Here is a 21478-nt window from a genome sequence, read left to right as displayed (position 1 = left end):
AGTTTTGTTTCAGCAATACACTAAAGAATTTAGATATAACATAAAGCTTTCCGTACCCGTAATATTAGGTATGTTGGGCCACACTTTCGTGCAACTGGCGGATAATATTATGGTAGGCCAATTGGGTACGGCGGAACTGGCTGCAGTGTCTTTGGGCAATAGTTTTGTATTTATAGCTATGTCATTGGGCATTGGCTTTTCTACAGCCATAACTCCCTTGGTAGCAGAGGCAGATGGGGCCGGAAACAAAGGGGATGCTAAGAGTGCGCTAAAACATGGACTGGTTTTATGTACGGTTCTGAGTCTGATCTTGTTCGGAATTATATTACTTGCAAAACCATTAATGTATTCAATGCGGCAGTCCGAAGAGGTTGTTACTTTAGCATTGCCATATTTGGATTTAGTAGCCTTCTCATTGGTGCCTTTGGTTATTTTTCAGGCATTCAAACAATTTTCAGAAGGCTTGTCACAAACCAAATACCCCATGTATGCTACCATTATGGCAAATGTGGTAAATATAATTATCAACTATTTATTAATTTTCGGTTCTTTTGGTTTTCCAAAGATGGGTATAGTTGGTGCTGCTATTGGCACACTGGTTTCTCGTGTCCTAATGGTTGTGTATATCTGGTATCTCCTAAAGAGCAAAAAAAAGTTTCACAATTATGTTACAGGGTTTAATTGGAAACATATTGAGAAAAAGGTAATCAATAAAATTATAAATCTCGGCTTCCCTTCTGCATTGCAAATGTTTTTTGAAGTAGCCATATTTACTGCTGCTATCTGGCTTAGTGGTGTCTTGGGAAAAAATGCTCAAGCAGCCAACCAGATTGCTCTGAACTTAAGTAGTATGACCTTTATGTTCGGAATGGGTCTAGGTATTGCTGCCATGATTCGCGTAGGAAACCAAAAGGGATTGCGCAATTTTGTGGACTTAAGACGCGTTGGATTGTCTATATTCTTACTCACCTTATTGCTGGAGGTGTTTTTTGCCGCCTTATTTTTGATAGGCAGATATTGGTTCCCAACCATATATTTGGATTTGGACGATGTCATGAACGTAGCAGATAATACGGAGGTTATAGCCTTAGCCGCTCAGCTCTTATTGGTTGCCGCGTTTTTTCAAATATCGGATGGTGTTCAAGTGGTAGTTTTAGGCGCGCTACGTGGGTTACAAGATGTAAAAATACCAACATTGATTACCTTTATAGCGTACTGGGCCATAGGCTTTCCCGTTAGCTACTATTTAGGTTTACATACAGAACTAAAAAGCACAGGCATATGGATAGGTTTGCTTACAGGGCTTAGTGCATCGGCGGTTATGTTGTATATTCGCTTCAATTATTTGACTAAAAAGCTAATAGTAAATTCATAAGATGGAATTCCCAAAATTTTTGTTAGGAGATAATACTGATTATCCCACGGCCATTTTCGTTGTACATACTGAATATCCTAGATTTATAATCAACTTAGAAAACGATGAGGTAGAGTGGTTGGAGGACTTTTCTACTGAGGATGAAAAGGAGTTAGAATCCGAAGCGGAAGGACTAATAGAGCAGGCCGGTGAGTTTTATGACCGTGAAGTTTCTAGATACGAAGAATAAGAAAAATCATGTGGCAAGAACTTGTTCAACACGATAAAGAACTCTTCCTTTTTCTAAACAACTTGGGAACATCGCAATGGGATGCTTTTTGGTTGTTCATTTCAGATAAATTTAGTGCCATACCATTATATGCAGTCTTGTTGTTCTTGGCTTTCAAAACCTATGGTCTAAAGAAAACCGTAGTTCTTTTGATTACCGTTTGTTTGTTAATTGTAGTTACCGATCAGTTGGGTAATTTCTTTAAATACGGCGTACAACGTTTACGACCTTGCCATGACCCTGATTTGGATGGTTTGGTAAGGTTGGTCAAATCTTCTTGTGGAGGTAAATTCGGTTACTTTTCCGCACATGCCGCAAATAGCTTTGCAGTAGCTTTTTTCTTTACTTTAGTCCTAAGGCATAAATATAATTATATAGGATTTATATTGATATTCTGGGCAGTTTTGGTTGCGTATAGCAGAATCTACTTAGGAGTTCACTTTCCATTGGATGTGTTAACGGGAGCCTTAATTGGCTTGTTTTTTAGTTGGTTGTTTTCTAAGTTGTATATATTTGCAATCGAGAAATATCTGTATGATATCGAACCTTAGATATGGTTTTTTATTAGTGCTAATTGTTCTGGTCTATATTGCTGGAATGTTTGTCACTCTTTTTGAATCAGATTCCGCTCAGTTTGCCGTAATGGCAATGAGAATGGTACAAGAGAATGACTTTGTAAACCTCATAAAGGGCGGGGCTCAATATTTGGATAAGCCTCATCTTCACTTTTGGTTAGCAGCTTTATCATTCAAGATTTTTGGTTTATTTGAATGGGCCTATAGAATACCTGCTATTTTGGCAACCATATTAGGGGCCTACAGTTGTTATGGGTTGGGTAAGTTACTTTATAATACCAAAACCGGTAAATTGGCTGCTCTTATTTTCATGACTGCGCAGACTATTGTTCTATCTGTTATTGATGTTCGCACAGATGCTGTTCTTACCGCTTTTACTATTTTATCAATTTGGCAATTTGCGACTTATATTGAAAAACGTACGCTAAATTCCATAATTATTGGAGGTTTGGCGGCCGGTCTGGCATTTTCAACTAAAGGTCAGATTGCGCTCTTTGTTATTGGTGTTGCCATAATCTGTCATTTGAGCTATACGCGTAAGTGGAAGAGTATTCTTAGTTGGAAGGTTTTAGTGGGCCTTGTATTTTTTGGAATAGCCATAGCCCCTATGTTATATGCTTATTACCATCAGTTTGATCTACATCCTGAGAAGGTTATTCGCGGAGCATCCAATCGCAGCGGTATTCTGTTTATCTTTTGGGAACAAAGTTTGGAACGTACCGGAGGTACCATGGGACAAACTTCAAAAGACTATTTTTTCTTTTTTCATACCTTTTTGTGGGTCTTTATTCCTTGGACAATTCCGGGTTTATTTGCTTTTGGCTCTCGTGTTAGACTATTTTTCAAATTAAAATTTAGCTATAATCCTAAGTTTGAGTTTTTAACTTTGGGAACTATAATTGTCTTTTTTACTGTAGCAAGCTCTTCACAATTTAAGCTACCACATTATTTAAATATCATTATCCCCTTGTTTGCGGTACTTACAGCATCTTATATAAGTGATTTAATTAGGTTTGATAAAGAGAAGATGCTAAAAATACTTTTAGGATCTCAGTATTTTGTGCTTAGTATAGTCTTTACGGCTACACTATTTATATGCTTTTATGTCTTTAAATTTGAGAGTCTTATAGCGTCTGTTTTATTAACGGTCTTATTAATCGTTATCATTTATTTCTGCTTAAAAAGAGAAGCTCGTTTTTTACGGATAATAACCTTATCCGTCTATAGTTCTTTACTTTTAAATTCAGTTTTAAACCTGCATTTTTATCCTGAACTTCTTAGCTACCAAGCTGGATCTAGTATGGCTGAGGTAGTTTCTGATGAGAATATACCTGTGGATAAGATATATCGTGTATCAGACTTTAATACATGGGCATTGGATTTTTATAATCGCTACCCTGTTCAACACACTTCCTTAAAAACTATGGAAAAAAGAAGGAACGTATGGCTATATGCTAATGACATAGATTTAAAAAGAGTGCAAGATGCCGGACTTGATTGGGACCAGCAGTTTACGGTAAATGACTATCAGGTTTCCATGCTGAGCAAGGACTTTTTGAACCCGTCTACACGAAAACGGACATTAAAAAAAATGCATTTAATCCACCTTCGTTGATATAGGGAATAGATATTCTTAAAAAGAAAAGCTAAGATTTTACTCGATTACCAATAGTAACATTCTTTATTTTATAAGGACGCTTATTTTGAGATTCGTAGTAAGTGCGAATCAGAAGCTCCATTACTATACCTATTGTGAAAAGCTGAATGCCGGCTAGGATAAACATCATACCAAAGGTTAACAACGGCCTAGAACCTATATCCTCTCCAAGGCCAAATTTCACTATTAATAGATGAATATTTATACCTATACCTATTAAAATCAGAACGAAGCCAAAAATCCCGAAAAAGTGAATAGGCCTTTGAAAATATTTTCTAATGAATAAAAGCAACATAATATCTGCCACCACCTTAAATATACGTTCTAGACCGTATTTAGAAGAGCCGGCATGCCTTGCATGATGTTTTACGGGAATCTGTTTGATACGTGCACCCTCAAAATGGGCTAATAAAGTAATGAACCGGTGCATTTCTCCGTATAGGTTTAACTCTTTGGCTGTTTCTGCAGTGAAAATTTTTAAGGCGCAGCCATTATCTTTTATATCCAATTTAGCTGTACGGCGTATTAAAGCATTTGCTATTTTAGAAGGTATTTTTTTTACGAACGAATCTTTTCTATCAGCGCGAATACCGGTAACAACATCGTACTTTTCATTCACTATGTATTTTAGCATCTTTGGAATATCGCTAGGGTCGTTCTGCATATCACCGTCCATGGTAATAATGTAATCACCTTCTGCATAATCAATGCCCGCCGCTAATGCCAGACTCTGACCGTAATTCCGTTTTAGACTGATGAGATGGACTTTACCATCTTTCATGTTTTTAATTACCTTTCTAGTCCCATCAAAAGAAAAATCATCTACGTAGATAATTTGGTAGTTATAGCCGGTAAGACTTTCGTGAATATTATTGGTAAGCAGAACAACATTTTCAGATTCGTTAAAAACCGGAATAACAATAGACAATAGGGATGTGGTAACTAAATCCATCAGAATAAAAGACGTTTAGCCTGCAAATTAAGCTAATTAATTAAGAGCTAGTTTTAAAAATCGTTATCAATTGGTCTGCTGCGTAAAACGGAGATATTTTTTTGGAAACAACTTGATTTAGGTAGCCGTCTATTTCCTTTGTTATTTTAGAATCTTTAAAGAAGTCTGCTTTAAGTTGATCTTCAATAGCTTCATATAGCCAGTTTTTATTTTGCTGTCTTCGCTTTTCCTCAAAATACCCTGTTGCTTTGCTCGTAGAAATATAGTCAGAGATAATATCCCAAATCTCTTTTATACCGGAGTTTTCAATAGAAGAGCAATAGGTAACTTTTGGTCTCCAACCATTTCCTTTAGGCGGATACAACTGCAGAGCACGTTCAAATTCGGTTTTTGCAATTTTAGCTTGTGTAAGGTTATCGCCATCTGCCTTATTAATGACAATGCCGTCAGCCATTTCTATAATACCCCTTTTAATACCTTGAAGTTCATCTCCTGCACCAGCTAATTTTAAGAGCAGAAAAAAGTCTACCATGGCATGTACCGTTGTTTCATTTTGTCCCACTCCAACAGTTTCTACCAGAATAATCGTAAAACCTGCTGCCTCACATAAAATAATACTTTCTCTGGTTTTGCGAGTAACCCCACCTAATGAAAGGCCGGAAGGTGAGGGGCGTATAAAAGCGTTGGGGTCCTTTGCCAAGACTTCCATCCGGGTCTTGTCTCCCAGAATACTTCCTTTACTCTGACTACTTGTAGGGTCTACGGTAAGTACGGCAACTTTGTTTCCCAGAGAGGTTAACAGTTGACCAAACGTTTCAATAAAAGTGCTTTTACCTACACCCGGAACACCCGTAATACCTATACGAATACTTTTTGTTTTTTGTTGAAGACATTGGGTAACAACCGCATTAGCCTCTTTGAGATGATTTTTATTATTACTCTCAACAAGGGTAATAGCTCTGCCAAGAGCGGTTTTGTCTCCATTGATTAGTGCTTTCACTAATTGAGAAGGATCAACCGATTTTTTCCTTTTTTTCTGAATTTCAGAAATACCTTTTGAATCTAAACTTTTATTATTTTCCAATGTTATTTGCTAATAGGTATTTTAACCAACGTTCTGTCCCAAGATATGCTCATAAAGAGCTGGGTTTCCATTTCAAAATTTATGGTAAAATTTTCTATGGTTTCAATAGTTTCTTTAGTTGGTATTTCAATTTCAATTACATCTTCTTTTTCTATTCGTGTAGTTTCTTTTCCTCCGCTGAGTATACTAACGCCCCACTCAGGAATGTATTTATTAAATATTATAGACCAACTTTGTCTGTTTGGTCTAGTCCATAAGGAATAGGTGCCAGCCGGAAGATTCTCTCCTGCTACTTTAATATCATTTTCTGTTGAAAAAGTAGTGGGTTCATTAGCTCCGGTGCGCCAAACCACATCATAAGGTACAAGTTCGCCAAAAATCACCCTGTTTTTCTTTGATGGGCTGGAATAGTTTACCGTTAGGTCCATTCCGTTTTTAGTATACGAAACCGTTTGTTCAGGACTGTGTTTTTTTGTTTGTTTCTTTATGTAAGGACTTATAACAAAAAAGAAAAGAACACCTAATATGGCAAATACAATTACAGTCCACTTTAGAATTTTCATTTTGATGAAATTGGTTACCCCAAGTTACGTAATAGGTGCGTAATCCATTCTTTTTTTAACCACAAAGGTGCATTTCACACTAATTTAATAAACCATTTTATGTTTTAAGAATATATAGCTTAACTTCATGATGTAATCATAAACTTATACGTAATGAAAACTATTTTTAAAACGGAAGCAACGAATACAGGAGGAAGAGCAGGTCATGTAAAAAGTGATGATGGAGCCGTAGATTTAGATATTAAAATGCCCGGTGTAAATGGAAAAACAGATGGGAAATCTACTAATCCAGAGCAGCTTTTTGCCGCTGCATATTCAACTTGTTTTGCAGGAGCTCTTGAAGCCGTTGCAAAAGAACATGGTGTTGATGATTTGGGAGATTTTAGCGTAACCGCAATTATTGGTTTTAATAAAGATGAAGATGGATTTTTTATAGATGCTACTTTAGACTGTCTATTGCCTACAGTAGATAAGGAAAAAGGAGAGGACCTGATTAATGCAGCGCATGAAATATGCCCTTATAGCAAAGCAACTAGGGATAACATAACGGTTGAGCTAAATCTAATGGTAGAAGCTTAAAGGAAACATTTTATTTGTTAAGCCCCAAAAGGCCAACGCTTTTTGGGGCTTTTTAATTTTATTTTACCGAAAAATGATATTTGGTTAAATTCTGATATTTTTCACCAGGCCTCAATACGGAACTAGGAAAGTTAGGTTGATTAGGGGCATCAGGAAAATTTTGAGTTTCAAAACAGATTCCCGGAAATTCAGGCGGCGTATAAACAACAAGTGCGGGTTGATTGGTTTGCACTGTCATTGTAATCCCAGACTTTTTAGAACTCATTCTAGCGGCCAGATTGGTTTTGGGATGAATAGCGAAAGGTATATCTAGTGGTGTATTTCCTATTGGTCTTTCTTCCAAAAAATTATAAGGTGTTCCTTTTACCGAAGCAAAATTGCCGGTAGGTAATTGATCGCTATTACTTTCCGTATAATGCGTACAATTCATTTGTAAAAGATAATCAGCAATATCCTCTCCATAATCTAATTTAAAGTAGGAGTGATTCGTAAGGTTTAAAACTGTTGTACGGTCAGTTTCGGCCTTATGTTCAATAACTAGAGCATTGTCTTCAATTTTATAGGTCACGGTAACTTTTAGGTTTCCAGGGTATCCTTCCTCCAAATGCTTACTAAGATAAGAGAGTTTTATAAATGGCTCAGGACCATTATCAACTTCTTCAAATTTCCATGTTTTTTGAGAAAAGCCTTTCTTTCCCCCGTGTAAGTGAACGCCGTTTATGTTATGTAAGGGATATTTTTCGCGATCTAAAGTAAAACCACCTTGCGAAATCCTTCCGGCATACCTCCCCACACAAGCACCTAAACACTTTTTATCGTTTTCGTAAGCGCTAGGATAGTTAAGGCCAACTACCACATTTGTGTAATTTCCATCTGTACCTTTAACTAATAATTTTTGAATGACAGCACCATAATCCAAGACGATTAGGATAATGTTTTCGGTTTGTATTGTAACTTGTTTCAAATGTCTCTAATTAAAATCTTTACAAAATTATGGGTTTTTTGCAACACGAGCGTATTTCTTTCGTCCTTATAATAGAACAGACCTAAAACTGACAACGAAACCAAAGAATGTTTCAGATTGACGTAGTAGAACAATGTAAAAATAATAACAGAAAGGGACAGATACAACTGTACCGGCAATACTGTGACGGTATGTTCTGTGTAGCCATGCGGTACGTAAAAAATTCTGATGATGCGGAAGATATACTTCAAGAGTCATTTTTAAAGGCTTTCCAAAGAATAGAACAATATGAGGGCAACGTAACTTTTGGAGCTTGGCTAAAAAGAATTGTAATCAATAAATGTATTGATTTTTTAAAGTCCAGAAAACATGAGACCGTTGCTTTTGAAGAACGTCATTTACCTGTAGTTGCGGATGAAAACTGGTCTGTAGATGATGGTATTTCAGTAAAGGAAATTAAAGATGCAATGCAAGAGTTACCCGAAAAATATAAATATGTAGTGATGATGTATTTATTGGAAGGGTATGATCATGCGGAAATATCACAAATATTGAGTCTAACGGAAACTGCCTGTAGGACACGATTACTAAGGGGCAAAGGCTATTTAAAACAAGTGTTGAAAGAAAAGAATAATGGCAAGAGATATTAGAAAGCTTTTAGAAAGCGATGATGAACAGAATAGGCCAGAATTAAGACTGGGCCATGAAGAACGATTTCTTAAAAAATTGGAAGCGACATTGCCACAGCAAAAAAAGAAAACATTGCCTTATCATAAAATTGCCGCTTCGGTAGCGCTGATCATAGGGCTAGGTGCTTTCTTCGTGTGGAAAGGAAATACGGTAGTTTCGGAAGAAACAGTAGTTGAAAAGAAGAAAATAGATAATTCAATAGAAAAAATATCTCTTGGAGATCTTTCGCCAAATTTAAAGAAGATTGAAAGTTATTATATGGCGAGTATAAATCTAGAAATTTCTGGGCTTGAAGTTTCAAATAAGACCAAAGCTCTTATAGACAGTTTTATGGGAGAATTAAATGAACTGAACCATGAATATGGTAGACTAAATAAAGAATTGAATGAAATAGGGCCTAATGACCAGACTATAACCGCAATGGTAAAAAACTTGCAATTACGTCTGGAGATGTTACAAAAGTTAAAAGTAAAGTTAAATCAATTAAAATCATCAAAAAATGAAACAGTTAAAGAGGCTAGTGTTTAAGTCCCTAATGGTTGTTCTATGCCTCATCAGCATAGGCGCCAATGGGCAAAAAAAAGAAAGGAGAAGTACGGAAAGTTTTAAGGTAGAGGATAATGCCATACTAGATATTAATACAAGTTACACTGATATTGAGTTTGATACATGGAATAAGAATCAAGTTGAAATAGAAACCACTATAGCATTAGAAGGTGCAACGGATAGAGAAGTGGAAGCCTATTTTAAAAAGGAAGGTTTTTCTATTTTAGGAAACAGTAAAAAAGTTAGTATTGTTAGTAATAACGATGAGGAATGGTCTAAATCATTCGTGCATATTGGTGATTTACAGATTGAAATGCCTGATATACCAGAGGTTGATGCCTTTAATTTTGATTTTTATTTTTCGGAATTAATGGAAATACCAATGCCGCCAGAACCCCCTATGCCACCAAAAGCACCAAACCCAAACTTTGATCATGAGGCATTTGAGAGAGAAGGGGAATCCTATCTGAGAAAATGGCAAGAGGATTTTCAGAAAAATTTTGGAGAACCTTATGAGCGAGAAATGCAAGAATGGCAGCAAAAGATGGAAGTGAAACGTGAGGAAATGCGCGAGAGACACGAAAGAGAATTTGAGGAAAGAATGGAAGCTCGGAATGAACGAATGGAAGATAGGTTAGAGCGAAAAGCCGATCAAGCGGAAAGGAAGGCTGAAGTTATGGAAGAAAGGATAGAAGCAAGAATGAATCGCAATAATGAACACCGTTCAAATACCTTTTATTATAATAAAGGAAGCGAAAATAGGAAGTTTAAAGTGAAAAAGACCATTAAAATAAGAATGCCAAAATCAACTAAAATAAAAATGAATGTGCGTCATGGCGAGGTTAAACTGGCAGAACACACCATCAATATGAATGCCACACTTTCTCATGCAAAATTATATGCCGCAACTATAGATGGAGATGAAACCAATGTAGCGGTTTCATATTCGCCTATAAGTGTGCAAAAATGGAATGTTGGTCAACTGAAAGCAGATTATTCCGAGGATGTGAGCTTAGTAGAGGTTTTAAATCTGCGTTTAAGCGTAAGATCATCGGAGGTATGTATAAACAATCTTATTAAGTCTGCTGTCATAACAAATAGTTTTGGACCGTTGTTGATACAACGTATAGCCGATGATTTTGATACCTTGGATGTTTCATTACAAAATGCCGAGTTTGTTTGTGATTTACCAAAGAAGGAAGGGAGTATTTACATGAACGGGACTGCGTCTGAATTTGCGGTTCCTTCTTATTTAAAGCTAAGTAAAACGGCGAATCATAATAATATGGTCTATAAAGGAAAAATAGGACAGAAGGATACAGAAAAGACGATTAACATAAATGCACAATACAGTGAAGTGATGCTACAGTAGCGTAATTGTTTATCTATAGTCTTGTAAAAAAAAACAGCCCTAATGGGGCTGCGTATATTTCAAAGAGAATCAACTGATCAATGCGTATCTTCCTTTAAATATTCTTTAAAATTCTCTTTAAATCGATTTAGCCTAGGAACAGATACATTTGTAATATATGAGTTTTTAGGATGTTTACGTTCGTAGTCTTGATGGTAATCTTCTGCTTCATAGAATTTAGTAAACTGTGTTACCTCTGTGGTTATGGGAGCACCATTGTATACGTTTTGGTCTTTTAAGGCTTTAATATAACCTTCAATAATCTGTTTCTCTTTCTCGTTTTTATAAAAAGCAACTGATCTGTACTGTGCACCTCGGTCTGGTCCTTGTCTATTTAAAGTCGTAGGGTCATGAGAACCAAAAAAAACTTGGACTAATGCGGTATATGAAATAGTTTTTGGGTCGTAATAAACTTTGACAGCCTCTGCGTGGGAGGTTAAACCACCTCCAACTTGTTCATAGGTCGGGTTCTTTTCAGAACCACCAGAATAGCCGGACACTACTTCCTTAACTCCTTTTACACTTTCAAATATAGCTTCTACACACCAAAAACAACCACTTGCAAAATATGCCGTTTCAAAATTTTCAAGGTCTTGAGCGGTTAACTTTACAATTTCTTTTTTTGCTAAAGATTCTTGAATAGGTTTTTTCTTTTCAACATGAGATTGGCAAGAAGCTCCTATAAATAGAGTTATAATAAGTATGAATTTGAACATATGAATGTAGTTTTTCTGTATTAGTATAAATTATATACGTAACCTTACTGATAAAGGTTCAAAAAAATAGGTCTATAAAGCTTAAGCTCTATAGACCTATTAGTAAGTTATCTAAAATGTTCTTTTACGAACCTATTGTTCCAGTTCCAAAAACTTCAATAGCTGATATTTTAGGCTTGTTAACTGTCGCTTCAAGAGTAATAGTTAACTCACCATCTGTAACTTCAACATCGTACATACGGCTTCCGGCGGATAAAGCACCATGTTCCTTATAAAGATCATATCCTGTAAAAATAGCTTCATCTTCCATAGAAATATTAAAGACTCTACGGCCGGTACCGTCTTCCTCTCCTAGTCCTTCTGGGTTCTGAACCCCCCAGTAAACTTCTGCAAAGTAAAGTTTAACTGTGTAAGTGCCATCGGAAACCGGAATTTTATAAGAGAATGGGCCTTTAACATCTGTGTTATCAGTTATTCTCTCTGTAATATAGAGCTCCGGCATATCCGTATTCGTTATTTCTGATACGTCCACATTAGGGTTGTTATAAGCTTCGGTAGGACCGTCAAAATATTGATCAGCAAGAAAAGTAACATCTCCGAAAGTTATTTCATCTCCTCCACAATTAATCCTTAATAAAGTAGGACCAGCTGCTTCTGTTGACTGTGATGCTTCTTGTGCCGGATTAGATTCATCCGGGTTAAATGTAATGTCTACAGTACTTGTAATGTCCGTACCATCCAATGTTCCCGATACAGTAATTGTTTCCTCTACGTCACCACTTACAGTAGCTGTGTAAGTTCCATCTGCATTATCGGTAATTTCAGAAATTGTGGTCGATCCCGTAGCTGATAAAACTATTACACCACCGCTGGCTTTAAGCTTATTGCCATCTGCATCTGCTAATTGAACGGTTATGGTAGAGGTGCTAATTCCGTTGGCGTGAGAAGCTGCAGTAGCATCTATAATAGTATTTTCGTTTGTTGGGTCTGGTTCAGGTGCTGGCTCTGGCTCCGGTTCCGGATCCGGATCGGGTGTTTGTTCTTTGTCATCAGTTCCCCCATCATCGCTGCTACAGGCAACGGGTACCATAATAAATGATACAAATAACATTGAGAACAGAAAAAATCTTGTAATTAAATTACGTCTCATAATTCAGTGATTTTAAATTAATCTATTTTCTTTTTCAAAAGAACCTGCAAATTATTCATTTTGACTTATCGTTCCAATAATATTAACTAATATTCGTCAAAAGTCCACTCTGGATCGTTCGTTCATCGAGTACCATTGCAAGTAGAATACTACAAGTGAATTGGGTTATCATTATTAATTGTAAGGTATACATGATAAGTAGACCGGGGTTTGCTATATCTGGAATAAGTTAAAAGGTAGGTTTTGAAAGAGTTGATTAAAAAGCTCACAGTTCAAAGAAAAGAAACGGATGGATGTATAGAACTAAGCATAAACAGTAATTTTTATTTAATGCATAGTAGTAAAGAGAAGATTTTTGAACTAGAAAGGAACTAGATTTCCGGATAAAAAGCACAATGGTTCGGTAAAGTGTTTTTTGGGTTATTTACGTTCACCGATGGTTTTTTACAGTTGAACCGAAGTTGTGCGGATAACCGAAAATAAGGGGTTTTTCAGCGAATGGAACCTCGGTAGAATGGGGTCTGCGGCGTTTTAATTATATAAAACGTCAAGTCATGAAAACTATCGCAACTTTAATTTTTGTTCTTTTTATCGGAGTAACTGCTCAAGCTCAAACTGCTACTGAAACGGTAAAAGTCGATACTATTGAAATGGCTATCGTTACCGAAACTTCAACTGAGGAAGTTAGCTTTGAAAACACAGTAGAGGTTGCTCGTTTATATAAGAGAGATAATGCTAGAGTAACTAAGGCGCTTTCTTTTACTACAAAAAGAAACAAGGCTAAAATGGCCTAATCAATTTTTATAAACTATCCGAGCGTCACATATATCTATACACTTATTTAGTGTATATAGTAATTTATATATCACTTTACATCTTTCTATTTCATAATTAAAACTGTTCCAGGTAAGACCACAGAGAACATAGTTCATTTAAGTAAAGAATCTATTGCATTATGAAAGCTTATGACTTCTATACTTAGACTCTGTTAAGAGATTATATGTATTACGACGGTTATGATATAAATAATAGTTTCTGGTAATGCTTTGCATAGATTGACGTATTGATTTATTTTTCTTCACTTGTAAATTTTTCAACAGTTTAATACTTAAAAGGGGTCAAAACCTTATGAAATTGAAAAAAATCAAAATAACATTAATATTGCTCTAAGGGTTTTCTTTCTGTTTCCATGAATTTAAAATCACTTTTTCCGGATAAAAAGCACAATGGTTCGGTAAAGTGTTTTTTGGGTTATTTACGTTCACCGATGGTTTTTTACAGTTGAACCGAAGTTGTGCGGATAACCGAAAATAAGGGGTTTTTCAGCGAATGGAACCTCGGTAGAATGGGGTCTGCGGCGTTTTAATTATATAAAACGTCAAGTCATGAAAACTATCGCAACTTTAATTTTTGTTCTTTTTATCGGAGTAACTGCTCAAGCTCAAACTGCTACTGAAACGGTAAAAGTCGATACTATTGAAATGACTATCGTTACCGAAACTTCAACTGAGGAAGTTAGCTTTGAAAACACAGTAGAGGTTGCTCGTTTATATAAGAGAGATAATGCTAGAGTAACTAAGGCGCTTTCTTTTACTACAAAAAGAAACAAGGCTAAAATGGCTTAATCAATTTTTATAAACTATCCGAGCGTCACATATATCTATACACTTATTTAGTATATATAGTAATTTATATATCACTTTACATCTTTCTACGTCATAAACAAACTATTTGTTGTGCAACTTCGGTGCACATAGTTCATTTAGTTGGAGAACAAATTGTTTTATGCAAGCCTATGATTTCTATGCTTAGACTTTATAAAGAGGTCATCTAAATTACTGTGGTTATTAAAAAAGGGTAATAGGTTCTTGTAATGTGTAGAATAGATATACGGCTTAATTCATTTTGCTTCACTTATTAATTTTCAAAAGTTCAATATTTATTGAGGGATTAAAATCTAATAAAATTGAAAAAAATCAAAATAACATTAATATTGCTCTAAGGGTTTTCTTTTTATTTCTATGAAATTAAAATCACTTTTTCCGGATAAAAAGCATAATGGTTCGGTAAAGTGTTTTTTGGGTTATTTACGTTCACCGATGGTTTTTTACAGTTGAACCGAAGTTGTGCGGATAACCGAAAATAAGGGGTTTTTCAGCGAATGGAACCTCGGTAGAATGGGGTCTGCGGCGTTTTAATTATATAAAACGTCAAGTCATGAAAACTATCGCAACTTTAATATTTGTTCTTTTTATCGGAGTAACTGCTCAAGCTCAAACTGCTACTGAAACGGTAAAAGTCGATACTATTGAAATGACTATCGTTACCGAAACTTCAACTGAGGAAGTTAGCTTTGAAAACACAGTAGAGGTTGCTCGTTTATATAAGAGAGATAATGCTAGAGTAACTAAGGCGCTTTCTTTTACTACAAAAAGAAACAAGGCTAAAATGGCTTAATCTTTACTTCCTGTTCTATTCTTCTTTTTCGACTACCAAGTTAATTTTCTATTTGTAAAATTTATTCTAATACATCCTTTATACCGCTAATACTATTTTTACGAAGACGGCGTATTTCATAATGAAATGGTTTTTATAATACTCTAGGTGATAAAAATCTACATTAAAGCCATCCACTCTAATTTATAGGCCATACTAACAGCTTACACTATCTCATATGGTTTTATACCATTTATCGGTTACCTATTGGTATCTACTATATACTATTTTTTTAAAAAATTTCACTTGTCGATAATAATTCAACTTTTATCGTAATAAGATTTAGACGTCTAAAATTGCTGCATATCAGCGATTTATGTTAAGGTTTTTATGTTTTATGTTTATCTTTATAATGCCCAAATTATAATTATGAAACCTATTTTGATTTTGCTATTTGTTCTAAACTTCGGAACAATTGTTCCATCCAACACAATAGTCAATGTTAAAAATCACCATTTTAAAATGGATTCTGTTCTGGCTTTTAGCTTTAGTAATGTTGAGATTGCTCAGAAAGATGAAATTAGTTCCAGCAACAGCTTAGTGCGATTGTATAATTTAAAAGAATATAGAGTGAAGAAAGCTCTAAATTTTGTTACTCAATTAGATAAGCCCCGTTTAGTATAACCTTGAAAATAATTACTATGATGTTATTTGTTTTTTTAACCGCTCTGGCTTTGGTTGTAAGCCATATGGTATTGTTTCCAAAGACGAAAGGAGTTTTACGCTCCCTAAAGTCTCATGTTAAAAAGTAATTGTCTAACTGAGATAAATGTACTAAGCTACACTAGTAATTTGATCTCTTATTTCTTTAAATCTAATGATGTAGTGTGTACCTTCCTCGCTGAAATCTCTCATTATAGAGCCGTGCAATTGTCTGGATAGGTTATGTATTAACTTTAGACCAAGAGATTTTGAGTTTTTATGCGTTACCTCTTCGGGAAAACCTTTGCCATCATCTCCTACGCTAAGAACAAACTCATCATCATCGGTCTTTCGGAGTTTGATACGTATTTCTCCCTTATTTTCATTTACTATACCATATTTTAGGGAGTTGGTTACCGTTTCATTTATTAAAAGGCCCAGTGGTATAGCGGTATCTATATTCAATTTTACATTTGGAATGTCTATATTCAAAGTAATATTACTGCTAGTACCTTTTATAGAGCGTACTAAATATTCCGCAAGTTCTTGTACGTAAGATCTATATTCGATTTTAGAGAGGTCTTCGCGCATATAAAGCATTTCATGAACGATAGCCATAGTAATAACCCGGTTTTGACTACTTTTCAAAAGGCTTTTTACATCTTTGTCCTCAATACTTCTAGATTGTAAGCTCAAAAGGCTAGATACGGTTTGCAAGTTATTTTTAACCCTGTGGTGAACTTCTTTTATTAAAGTTTCCTTTTCGCGTATTTTCTCTTCAAGTTCGTTCTTGGTTTTATAGAGATTATGATGTGCATGAAGCAAGTTTTTTCCAAAAACACCACCTAAAAGGTAAACAGAGAATAAGACACTGAGGAGGGCGAATAAATTTTGCGAAGTCTCTGGGACAACATTTTCCACAAAATTAAAATCAGCAACGCTCTGAGAATAAATAAGTACAATTATTAATATGTTCAAGTTAAGATAAATAGAACCATAGGCCTTTGTGGTAACATATCCCGCAACAACAATGAGGGCCAGAACAAAAATGAACGGACTATTGATTCCTCCACTGTAGAGAGTAACGAGACTGGCACCGGCCAAGGTCATCATAGAAACAATATTATAGGTAAGTGTAAGGTTGTTGTGGTATTTGAACAAAAGAATGTTAATCAAATTCAAGATGCCAAAAGCAAGAAAGGCATAAGGGATAACCTCTTTAATGTCAAGTAGAAAAAAGCAAATACCACCAAAAACTAAAGAAAGGAGAGAAGAATAGTAATTGACTTTTAAAACCAGCCTAACCTTGCTTTTAAGTTTTTTTTCTAATGGGGTACTCTGCTGCATGAAAAGGTAATTTGTTTTTCTCTTTACGGAATGACCTGCGTAATTAAGTAAATCTAATATGTTTTATGGCACAATCAAATAAGTAGGGCAAATACTATTGCTAAATCAATGTATTTAACATTACCTATCGTTTTACTTGTGGTTGTAAATTTGTAAGCTCTGAAATTTTGATTAATTTTTTCTGTTCAATACTGCGTCTTGCCCCAATACCAATGAGGATTGACATGGCCCCATCTCTTATACCTGCCGTTCTGCCAAAAGGATCTTCCATGTCCGAAGTTTTAAAAATTTTATCCTGTAAGCGTTTGTCACCGCCTCCATGACCTTTTTTTTCCATAGGAACTTCAATAGTTTCATACTCTTTCCATAGTTTGTGAACTATTATGGACTCAGAAGATAATTCATTTTTACTGGTCTGATCCATTTCATTGGAATGCTTTTCAGCTTCTGATATAGTTTTACTCATGTTATACGGAATATCCTGTGAGGCTTCAATACGTCCTTTGGTTCCGTTAAAAGCTACACGCCAACCTTCAAAAGGAGAGTAGGTGGTAAGGGAGTAATTTAGGGTAGTATTGTTCGCATATTTTACTTGAGCAGACATTTTATCATATATATCTATATCTTTTCTAAATAGACAGTTATCGCGAATATAACCATCTTCATGTTCATGATTTACATAAAGTTCTTTCATAAATTCATCCTTGGTAATATCCCAATAAAAATCGCAACTATCACTATGTTTACATGTGCGGCAGTTGTCCCCTCTAAACGGACCGTTTTTTCCATAGAATTCTAAATCGCCGTAGGCAAATACTTCACTTGGTTCAGAGTCTATCCACCAGTTCAATAGATCAAAATGATGTGTGGATTTGTGCACCCAAAGTGAGCCACTGCTTTTCATTTCACCATGCCATCTTCTAAAATATGAAGCGCCATGATAGGTATTGAGATACCAGCTAAAGTCTACCGAAACTAAATCTCCAATAGTTTTTTCCATTAAAAGCTCTTTCACTTTTGTGGCGTATGGGCTCCATCTGTAATTGAAACCTACTATTAAGCTTTTATCCGATTTTTTCTCGGCATCTAAAATAGCCTGGCATTTTGTTTCGTCTACCGTAAGGGGTTTTTCGGTCAACACATCGCACCCCATATTTAAACCTTGTATTATAAATTTATGATGGGTAGAATCCTTTGTAGTAACAATTATAAGGTCCGGCTGAACATCTGTCACCATTTTTTTAAAGTCGATAAAAACAGGACATTCAACACCAATATACTTTTTGGCGTATGCCAGTCTACTAGAGTTTATATCGGAAAGCCCAACAAATTCTATGATATTGGAATATTCCGTAATTAACCTTTTACCCCAAAAAGTAATACCTCTTATTCCCGTTCCAACAAGGGCTATTTTCAATTTTTTTGATGAACCAAAATCAAAAGCATGAAGGGGAATGGCTGAACTGGCAGCTAACATACTAATAGATGAGAGAAACTTTCGACGAGAATTTTTCATTTTTTGAAAATCTAGGTTTCTTTAAAGATATTGATTTTTACGTAACGAATAGGAACGTTGATCTTCTTGAAATTTACCCATTGATACCGGGTAAATGTCGGTCCTTATCTTTAAAAATAATGTGATATCCGGTTCCAATATCCGACTTGATCCGGGTAACAGAACCTCTTAGTTGACGGCCTAAATTGTGCATGAGTTTAAGGCCTAATGATTTAGTGGTTTTATGGTTTATTTCGTTAGGAAAACCAATTCCATTATCAGTTATGTCTAGAAAATAGGTGTGAGAATCCTTAATATCCTCTTTTAGAACAATATCTATTCTACCTTGCGTATTTTCGGGAAATCCATATTTTAACGAATTTGTAACAGCCTCATTAATAAGCAGGCCCAAAGGAATTGTCGTGTCTAAGCCAAGATTAACCTCTGGCATATCTATATGAACCGTTATATCAAGATTTTTACTGTTTGCAGATTTAATTAAAAAATCGGTAAGCTCTTGTAAATAAGGCTTAAAGGCGATTTTAGATATGTTATTCTGCATGTAGAGCATTTCATGTATCATTGCCATAGAGTTGATTCTAAGTTGACTGCTTATGGCGAGCTCTTTAATTTTATTATTATCGGTGTTTTTTGACTGTAAGCTAAGAAGACTTGATACGGTTTGTAAATTATTTTTTACCCTATGATGAACTGTCCTAAGAAGGACTTCTTTTTCGGCTATTCCCGCTTCTATTTCTGATTTTGAATCCTGCAGTCTTTCATGAGTTCTCAAGAGGTGTTTTCCAAAAACCCCAAGCAATAAATAGGAGCAAAAAACGATGCATATTAATGCGTAAAGATCTCTTGAACTTTCAGGTATTTCATTTGTGATGGATGCGAATTCACTTAAAGCATAGATTCCAAGAATAGAGAGCAATACAACTGTTAAGTATATTTTTCCAAAAATATGGGCTGTCATATAGCCACCTAAAACTATGATACTAAAAACAAATATAAACGGACTATTAATGCCACCACTGAAGATGGTTACTACAACCACACCAATTAGAGATAGCGCAGAACTAATAAGAGAGGTGATGAGTAGTTTGTTATATTTTTTATATAAAAATGTATTGGCAAGGTTCAAAATGGCGTATAGAAGGAACGTTGCGGGAATATAACCTACAACGCCCAATACATAAATTAATAGTAAACCTATTAAAAACGCAAGAGCAGATGAAGAGTAGGCAAAGTTGATCAGCAACCTACTTTGGTTGTCCAATCTACTTTGAATTATATTCATATAAGGCATTACTAAATATATTGAAGCTATAGTAGAAAGCAACAAACCACTATTAGAATAGACAAATCAGGCCTTTATTGGCATGGCTTTATTCTAATAATAGAATACTCTTTAAATTGGTAAAGCTGGGGCTTCTGCTAGAAAACTACAATTTTATTCCGAATTTTCTGTCATTTTATGACAGAAAAAAATAAATTAAGTTGAGAAAAAATTATTGCAGATAAAAATAGCGTTCGCTAATATAATACTTACCCCTTAAACTGACTTGTAATATCTTTAAATACTAGTTTATAGGTAGTGCCGGCAGAAGAAGGAAGACGTTCTATAGTACCTTGTAATTGTCTGGCAAGATTATGAATAAGTCTTAATCCCAGGGTGTTAGAGTTCTTAAAATCGTAGTCTAATGGAAAACCGGCTCCATCATCGCTGATTTTTAGAATATATTTATTTTGATACCTTTTTTCTAACTCAATCGTTATTTTGCCCACTTCAGCATCTCTAAATCCATATTTAATAGAGTTGGTAACGGTTTCGTTAATCAATAAACCTAGTGGAATGGCCGTATCAATACTCAATAAAGTATCGGGAACGTTTATTTCAACATTAATTTTTCTATCCTTACGTTCAACCGTTCTTAAAAGATATTGTGTTAATTCCTTTACGTAAGATGCAAATTCAATTTTAGAGAGATTGTCACGAACATATAGCATTTCATGAATCATAGCCATAGCGGTTACCCTATTTTGACTACTTTTCACCAATTCTTTAATTTGTTGGTTGGGTGTATTTCTAACCTGTAAATTAAGAAGGCTAGAGACCGTTTGTAGATTGTTTTTAACTCTGTGATGTACTTCTCTTAAAAGGTTTTCTTTTTCATCTACACTTTTTTCAATCCGAGCTTTTGATTTGTATAGGTTATGGTGGGTTCTCAATAGGTTTTTTCCCAAAACACCACCTAATAGATAAACTGAGAACAAAATGCTTATCAAGCTGAATACATCTCTAGAGTTTTCAGGAACTTCGTTTATAATAAAATCAAAATTAGCATAGTCAATTAAATATATTAAGACTATAGTGATAATGATAAGATACAAATAAACCCTGCCAAAAACTTTGGTAGAGATATAACCAGCTAGTACAATGAGACCAAGGATAAAGATAAAAGGGCTATTGATACCTCCACTAAAAAGAGTAATTACAATTGTACTTAAGAAAGAAAGTACAGATGTGCCAATTGCCATAGTAGTAAGGTTGTAATGCCTACTAAAGGCGGCTATATTCAAAACGTTTAGAACAAAATAAAAATAGAAAACATATGGTATAGTGCCGTGCATTTGTAATGCAAACGAACATATTAGACCTATAATTAGACTAAGAACAGCTGATATGTAGTTGAACTTTAGTAGTAATTTGGTCTTATCTTTAATCCTGTTCAGGCGTATCTTTGGCTTTCGCATGTATACTTTTTGGGTATTCATTTAAAAAAAAGAAGTGATGAACCCGCTTGTAATATGCGACACTTCAGCAGAAACACTTTGCACTTTTTATTTTCAGGGCGATAGTGTTTCAGGAAGTTAAATTCTGAACAAATTATGATTGTAGTTACTTAGTTTACTGTAACTTAACCATTGGGGAAATTTATTCATAGCCCTACAATAGTAGATA

The 21478-nt window shown here is 35.1% G+C and carries 22 protein-coding genes; 12 read left to right on the top strand and 10 right to left on the bottom strand.

Going from position 1 to position 21478, the window contains the following annotated elements:
* Positions 1–4: 4 nt before the first annotated feature.
* The 4 genes from KO521_RS00530 to KO521_RS00515 are packed head-to-tail and all read left to right on the top strand — an operon-like array spanning position 5 to position 3833.
* Entirely contained in the window at positions 5–1375 is a 1371-nt protein-coding gene (locus KO521_RS00530) for an MATE family efflux transporter (RefSeq protein ID WP_215937972.1), read from the top strand.
* Between the two features lies 1 nt (position 1376).
* A complete protein-coding gene (locus KO521_RS00525; RefSeq protein WP_215937971.1) occupies positions 1377–1604 on the top strand; it encodes a hypothetical protein in 228 nt (75 codons plus the stop codon).
* 8 nt (positions 1605–1612) lie between these two features.
* Entirely contained in the window at positions 1613–2194 is a 582-nt protein-coding gene (locus tag KO521_RS00520; RefSeq protein WP_215937970.1) for a phosphatase PAP2 family protein, read from the top strand.
* A complete protein-coding gene (locus KO521_RS00515; protein ID WP_215937969.1) occupies positions 2178–3833 on the top strand; it encodes an ArnT family glycosyltransferase in 1656 nt (551 codons plus the stop codon). The genes KO521_RS00520 and KO521_RS00515 overlap by 17 nt, the downstream gene beginning before the upstream one ends.
* A 31-nt stretch (positions 3834–3864) precedes the next feature.
* Here KO521_RS00515 and KO521_RS00510 read toward each other — a convergent pair whose 3' ends face one another.
* The 3 genes from KO521_RS00510 to KO521_RS00500 are packed head-to-tail and all read right to left on the bottom strand — an operon-like array spanning position 3865 to position 6474.
* On the bottom strand, positions 3865–4827 hold the full coding sequence (locus tag KO521_RS00510) for a glycosyltransferase family 2 protein (protein ID WP_215937968.1): 963 nt from the start codon (positions 4825–4827) through the stop codon (positions 3865–3867).
* A gap of 40 nt (positions 4828–4867) precedes the next feature.
* Positions 4868–5911 (bottom strand): methylmalonyl Co-A mutase-associated GTPase MeaB, encoded by a 1044-nt coding sequence (gene meaB / locus KO521_RS00505; RefSeq protein WP_215937967.1) that lies wholly within the window; start codon positions 5909–5911, stop codon positions 4868–4870.
* Between the two features lie 2 nt (positions 5912–5913).
* Entirely contained in the window at positions 5914–6474 is a 561-nt protein-coding gene (locus KO521_RS00500) for a DUF2911 domain-containing protein (RefSeq protein ID WP_215937966.1), read from the bottom strand.
* 153 nt (positions 6475–6627) lie between these two features.
* On the opposite strand from KO521_RS00500, the gene KO521_RS00495 reads away from it, so the two are divergent.
* Complete coding sequence (locus KO521_RS00495) at positions 6628–7053, top strand: organic hydroperoxide resistance protein (RefSeq protein ID WP_215937965.1); 426 nt, start codon at positions 6628–6630, stop codon at positions 7051–7053.
* A 58-nt stretch (positions 7054–7111) separates the two neighbouring features.
* On the opposite strand, the gene KO521_RS00490 is transcribed toward KO521_RS00495, so the two are convergent.
* Positions 7112–8017, bottom strand: a complete 906-nt coding sequence (locus tag KO521_RS00490; RefSeq protein ID WP_215937964.1) for an aldose epimerase family protein — start codon at positions 8015–8017, stop codon at positions 7112–7114.
* A gap of 107 nt (positions 8018–8124) precedes the next feature.
* Between KO521_RS00490 and KO521_RS00485 the strand changes: the two genes are divergently transcribed.
* The 3 genes from KO521_RS00485 to KO521_RS00475 are packed head-to-tail and all read left to right on the top strand — an operon-like array spanning position 8125 to position 10625.
* The gene (locus tag KO521_RS00485; RefSeq protein ID WP_215937963.1) at positions 8125–8667 is read left to right on the top strand and encodes an RNA polymerase sigma factor; all 543 of its coding nucleotides are present in this window, start codon (positions 8125–8127) and stop codon (positions 8665–8667) included.
* Entirely contained in the window at positions 8651–9235 is a 585-nt protein-coding gene (locus KO521_RS00480) for a hypothetical protein (RefSeq protein WP_215937962.1), read from the top strand. Before KO521_RS00485 ends, KO521_RS00480 begins: the two co-directional genes overlap by 17 nt.
* Positions 9207–10625 carry a hypothetical protein gene (locus tag KO521_RS00475; protein WP_215937961.1) on the top strand — a complete coding sequence of 473 codons (1419 nt, stop codon included), beginning with the start codon at positions 9207–9209 and terminating at the stop codon, positions 10623–10625. Before KO521_RS00480 ends, KO521_RS00475 begins: the two co-directional genes overlap by 29 nt.
* 77 nt (positions 10626–10702) lie before the next feature.
* Here KO521_RS00475 and msrA read toward each other — a convergent pair whose 3' ends face one another.
* Together msrA and KO521_RS00465 are read right to left on the bottom strand one after the other, a co-directional pair.
* Positions 10703–11380, bottom strand: a complete 678-nt coding sequence (gene msrA / locus KO521_RS00470) for a peptide-methionine (S)-S-oxide reductase MsrA (RefSeq protein WP_215937960.1) — start codon at positions 11378–11380, stop codon at positions 10703–10705.
* A gap of 124 nt (positions 11381–11504) precedes the next feature.
* Positions 11505–12530 (bottom strand): malectin domain-containing carbohydrate-binding protein, encoded by a 1026-nt coding sequence (locus tag KO521_RS00465; RefSeq protein WP_215937959.1) that lies wholly within the window; start codon positions 12528–12530, stop codon positions 11505–11507.
* Between the two features lie 554 nt (positions 12531–13084).
* Here KO521_RS00465 and KO521_RS00460 point away from each other — a divergent pair.
* The 4 genes from KO521_RS00460 (at position 13085) to KO521_RS00445 (ending at position 15650) form a co-directional block, all read left to right on the top strand.
* Positions 13085–13324 (top strand): hypothetical protein, encoded by a 240-nt coding sequence (locus tag KO521_RS00460; RefSeq protein WP_215937958.1) that lies wholly within the window; start codon positions 13085–13087, stop codon positions 13322–13324.
* A gap of 591 nt (positions 13325–13915) precedes the next feature.
* Entirely contained in the window at positions 13916–14155 is a 240-nt protein-coding gene (locus tag KO521_RS00455) for a hypothetical protein (RefSeq protein WP_215937957.1), read from the top strand.
* Between the two features lie 592 nt (positions 14156–14747).
* Complete coding sequence (locus tag KO521_RS00450) at positions 14748–14987, top strand: hypothetical protein (RefSeq protein ID WP_215937957.1); 240 nt, start codon at positions 14748–14750, stop codon at positions 14985–14987.
* A gap of 408 nt (positions 14988–15395) precedes the next feature.
* Positions 15396–15650: a hypothetical protein gene (locus KO521_RS00445; protein WP_215937956.1), complete on the top strand. Its 255-nt coding sequence runs from the start codon at positions 15396–15398 to the stop codon at positions 15648–15650.
* Between the two features lie 150 nt (positions 15651–15800).
* Here KO521_RS00445 and KO521_RS00440 read toward each other — a convergent pair whose 3' ends face one another.
* The 4 genes from KO521_RS00440 to KO521_RS00425 form a co-directional block, all read right to left on the bottom strand.
* The gene (locus KO521_RS00440; protein ID WP_215937955.1) at positions 15801–17015 is read right to left on the bottom strand and encodes a sensor histidine kinase; all 1215 of its coding nucleotides are present in this window, start codon (positions 17013–17015) and stop codon (positions 15801–15803) included.
* A gap of 124 nt (positions 17016–17139) precedes the next feature.
* Entirely contained in the window at positions 17140–18531 is a 1392-nt protein-coding gene (locus KO521_RS00435; protein WP_215937954.1) for a Gfo/Idh/MocA family oxidoreductase, read from the bottom strand.
* A gap of 73 nt (positions 18532–18604) precedes the next feature.
* On the bottom strand, positions 18605–19813 hold the full coding sequence (locus tag KO521_RS00430) for a sensor histidine kinase (protein ID WP_215937953.1): 1209 nt from the start codon (positions 19811–19813) through the stop codon (positions 18605–18607).
* A gap of 248 nt (positions 19814–20061) precedes the next feature.
* Complete coding sequence (locus KO521_RS00425) at positions 20062–21270, bottom strand: sensor histidine kinase (protein ID WP_215937952.1); 1209 nt, start codon at positions 21268–21270, stop codon at positions 20062–20064.
* Positions 21271–21478 lie beyond the last annotated feature (208 nt).

Origin of the sequence: Zobellia uliginosa (assembly GCF_018860745.1) — a bacterium.
GTDB classification, from domain to species: domain Bacteria; phylum Bacteroidota; class Bacteroidia; order Flavobacteriales; family Flavobacteriaceae; genus Zobellia; species Zobellia uliginosa_B.
This window is presented reverse-complemented; position numbering and strand designations above follow the sequence as displayed.